This window comes from Nocardiopsis sp. TRM 82005, assembly GCF_056312425.1.
In genome coordinates, this window is record NZ_JBWDTQ010000058.1 from 1 (window position 1) to 3,709 (window position 3,709).

1 protein-coding gene is annotated in these 3,709 nt (G+C 67.9%); it reads right to left on the bottom strand.

Going from position 1 to position 3,709, the window contains the following annotated elements:
- Positions 1-3,542, bottom strand: a 3,542-nt coding sequence (locus tag AC0T5L_RS27015; protein WP_476168315.1) for an SDR family NAD(P)-dependent oxidoreductase, incomplete at its 3' end; no start/stop codon positions are given.
- Positions 3,543-3,709 lie beyond the last annotated feature (167 nt).

Consider the following 3,709-nt stretch of genomic DNA (forward strand, 5'->3'; position numbering starts at 1 on the left):
TGGTGTAGTGCGACCAGGGAGGAGGAGCACGCGGTGTCTATGGTGACGGCCGGGCCCTCGAAACCGAACGTGTAGGACACTCGGCCGGAAAGGACACTCGGCTGATTCCCGGTCGCGACGTATCCCGCCACTCCTTCCTTCTCCAGGTCCGTTCCGTTCGCGTAGCCGGTGTGGAACGCCCCGGCGAACACACCGGTACGGCTGCCACGCAATGTGGCCACATCGATTCCGGCCCGCTCGAACGCCTCCCACGCCACCTCAAGGAAGACACGCTGCTGCGGGTCCATCGCCAGCGCCTCACGCGGAGAGATCCCGAAGAACTCCGCGTCGAACTCCGTCGCGTCCTGGAGAAAGCCACCCATCCGCGAGTAGGTCCGGCCCGGGACCCCGGGCTCGGGGTCGTAGATATTCTCGATGTCCCAACCGCGGTCGGTGGGGAAGTCGCTGACCGCGTCGCGGCCCTCGGCGACGAGGTCCCACAGTTCCTGTGGAGACCCCACACCACCGGGGAAGCGTCCGCTCATAGCGACGATGGCGATCGGGTCGTCGTCCGCCACCGTCACGACGCCGTCCTCGGTGCCGACTGGCGCGGAGTCCTCAACAGCCAACTGGGAGCACAGGTGTGCGGCCAGTGCGCTGGGCGTGGGGTGGTCGAAGACGAGTGTCGCCGGAAGTCGGCTCCCTGTCTTCGTTGCGAGCCGGTTGCGCAGCTCGACGGCGGTCATGGAGTCGAATCCGACTTCCTTGAACGCCCGTTCGGGCGCCATGTCCTCGGACGAGCCGAAGCCGAGAACAGTCGACGACTCGGAGAGCACGATGTCCAGTACGAACCGGTGGCGTTCCCGCGCGGACAAGCCCGCCAGCTTCGCGGCCATACCGGTGAGGTGCTCCTCTCCCCCCTCCGGTGCGCCCTCCTGGACCTGGACCAGCTCACTCAGGAGCGGGCTCGGCCGTGCGGACGTGAAATTCGGGGCGAAAAGCTCCCAGTCAACGTCCGCGACGGACAGTACGGTCTCGTCACGGGCCACAGCGCGAAGCAGTTCGGCGACCGCGATGTCCGGGTCCATCGGCGGCAGGCCGATCCTGCGCAGCCTCTGTGCCGCGCCGTCGACGGCCCCCATGCCCGGGCCGTCCCACGACCCCCAGGCGATAGCGGTCGCCGTACGTCCTCTCGCCCTCCGGTGCTGTGCGAGCGCGTCGAGGAAGGCGTTGGCGGCGGCGTAGGCACCCTGTCCGGCCCCGCCCCACACTCCTGCGTTCGAGGACATGAGTACGAAGGCGTCGAGTTCACGATCCTTCAACAGCTCGTCGAGGTTGACCGCGCCCGTGACCTTGCCAGAGAAGGCACGCGCATACTCATCGAGACCGCTGTCCTCGATCGAGGCGTAGGAGGCCGTGCCCGCGGCATGTACCACTGCGGTCAGCGGCCACTCCTCGGGGACTCCCGCGAGCAGCTCAGCCAGGGACTCGCGATCGGCCACGTCGGTCCTGGCCACGGTGAGCTCGGTGCCCCATTCCGCGAGTTCCGCGCGCAGATCATCCTCAGCCTCCGTTCCGCGTCGGCTCGCCAGAAGGAGGTGGTCGGCTCCGGCGCGAGCCAGGCCGCGCGCTACTTGGACCCCCACTCCGCCAGTGCCGCCGGTGACGAGCACGGTTCCGCGAGGCTGCCATGTCGAAGGCGTGCGTTCGGTGTGGGCGCGCACGAGCCTGCGCGCAAAGACTCCGGAGGGACGAACGGCGAGCTGGTCGTCTTCGCCCGAGTCAGCCAAAACCGCCGCCAGACGGCTCAGCGCTCTCGAATCCAGGGTCGGGGGAAGGTCGATGAGGCCGCCCCACCCCCGCGGGTGTTCCAGCGCGGCGACCCTTCCCAGGCCCCAGACAGCCGCTTGCCGCGGATGCTCCACGGCATCCGTGTGCTCGACGGACGCGGCCCCCCTGGTGAGAGACCACAGCGGGGCGTCGATCTCGGCGTCCACCAGCGCCGGTACGAGTTCGGCCAGTCCGGCCAACCCCGTGCTCAGCTCAGCGAACCCCGGATGTGCACGGTCGTCCAGGGCCAACAGGTTGAGGACACCGGAGAACTCTGTCCCACCCTCGACCATTTCGCGCAGTGTCGCGGCCAGAACGGAGCGGTCTGGGAAGTCACTTCCGAGGGAGACCCGTACGAGCTCGGTTCCGTTGTCCTCCAGAGTCGCGGCCATTCTGCTGATGTCACCGTCGGAGCCCGAATCCTCGGGGGCCAGGAAGAGCCATCGGCCGGAGGGGCGGTCGGACGGGATCCTGCCCAGACGTCGCCATGTGATGCGGTACCGCCAGTCGTCCACCGTGGACAGCTCACGCTGGCGCCGGTGCCAACTGGACAGATGCGGAAGGGCCGCTTCGACCGTGTTGACGTCGTCCTCGTCGTCCAGGTCAAGCGTGCGGGCGAGCTCCACCGAGTCGCCTCGCTCCACTGCGGCCCAAAAACGTGCGGTTTGTGGGCTGTCCGAGGCCAGTTCCGTCTGCGAAGCGGGGGTGTCCGACTCCAACCAGTAGCGCTGTCTCTGGAAGGAGTAGGTCGGCAGGTCGACGCGTTTCGCGCCGCGGTTCTCGAAGACAACGGCCCAGTCGACGCCGACACCGCGCGTGTACAAGCGGGCCAGCGCCGACTCCACGGTCCGGGTCTCGCAATGACCGTCTCGGAGCGCCGGTACGAACTCCACGTCGCCGGCATCGTCGGTGAGGTTGTCCGGTCCCATCGCGGACAGCACGGCGTGGGGACCGAGTTCGAGGTGGGTGCGAACGCCCTGCTCCTCCAACCACCGGATCCCCGCCGAGAACCGGACGGCCTCACGTACGTGCCTGACCCAGTACTCCGCGGAGCGAAGCGCTCCAGGTTCGGCCCTTTCCCCTGTCACGTTGGATACGACGGGGACACGGGGTTCGTTGTAGGTGAGTGTTTCGGCCACCGAACGGAACTCGTCCAGCATGGCGTCCATATGCGCTGAGTGGAAGGCATGCGAGACCTGGAGCCGTTTGGTCTTGCGCCCCTGCTCCCCCAAGCGCGCCGCCATTTCGGTGACCGCGGCCTCGTCTCCCGACAGGACGATGGCGGAGGGGCCGTTGACAGCCGCGATACTCACCTGATCCGGGCGCTCCGCGACTAGCGGTGCCAGTTCCTCCTCAGTGGCCTGGACCGCGATCATGGCCCCACCGGCGGGCAGGGCCTGCATCAGCCGGCCACGTGCGGCCACCAGCCGAGCGGCGTCCGGCAGGGAGAGCACGCCTGCCACATGTGCGGCGGCTAGTTCACCGATGGAGTGGCCGACGAGGTAGTCCGGGCGCACACCCCTGTATCTGAACAGATGGAAGAGCGCCACCTCGATGGCGAAGAGGGCGGGCTGGGTGAACTCGGTCCGGTCGAGCAGTTCGGCGGCTCCGTCACCGGATTCGGCGAACACGACCTCGCGTAGCGGCCTGGACAGGTGACGGTCGAATTCGGCGCAGACCGCGTCGAAGGCGTCGGCAAAGACGGGGTGAGCCTCGTACAGCCCACGTCCCATGCCCACACGCTGGCTCCCCTGACCACTGAAGAGGAAGGCAACGCCGCCTTCGACGGCCGTCCCAGTGACCAGGTCCTTCGTTCCGTCTTCGCCTTGTTCGAGGGCGTGGAGGGCTTGTAGTCCGTGGTCGGGTCCGGTGAGTACTACTGCGCGTTCGTCGAAGACGG